Origin of the sequence: Brenneria tiliae (genome assembly GCF_023347575.1) — a bacterium.
Classification (GTDB): domain Bacteria; phylum Pseudomonadota; class Gammaproteobacteria; order Enterobacterales; family Enterobacteriaceae; genus Brenneria; species Brenneria corticis.
The window spans coordinates 1-379 of sequence record NZ_JAKPCB010000059.1 but is presented as its reverse complement, the minus strand read 5'-3'; the positions used below and the strand labels follow the sequence as shown (position 1 = coordinate 379).

1 protein-coding gene is annotated in these 379 nt (G+C 33.2%); it reads right to left on the bottom strand.

Features of this window, described 5'->3' with window-relative positions:
- On the bottom strand, positions 1-353 hold a 353-nt coding region (folK, locus tag MFP24_RS24455), incomplete at its 3' end, for a 2-amino-4-hydroxy-6-hydroxymethyldihydropteridine diphosphokinase (RefSeq protein WP_249246706.1).
- Positions 354-379: the final 26 nt, after the last annotated feature.

Sequence of the window (379 nt, the reverse complement as noted above, 5' to 3'; positions counted from 1 at the left end):
ATTCTAGGGTGCGGCACTGATAAATTATCTTGTTCAATAATTTGATCACCAAACAGTAGTATATCTATATCTAAAGTTCTAGGCCCCCAACGTATTTCTCTTTTACGATGAAGTTGTTGTTCCGTTGTTAAACAACATTTTAACAAAGATTGTGGATTCAATTCAGTCTCTATCTCAATGCACAAGTTTAAGAATTTCGGTTGATTAGTATATCCCACTGGTTCAGTCTCATAAATATGAGAAACTTGAGTTACTTGAATACCTTGATAGTCATGAAGTATTTTAATAGCCTCATTGAGTTGTAGTTCTCTATTTCCAATATTGCTCCCTAATCCTAAATAAGCTTTAACCATTTAGTCATTCTCCCTCACTATTTCAA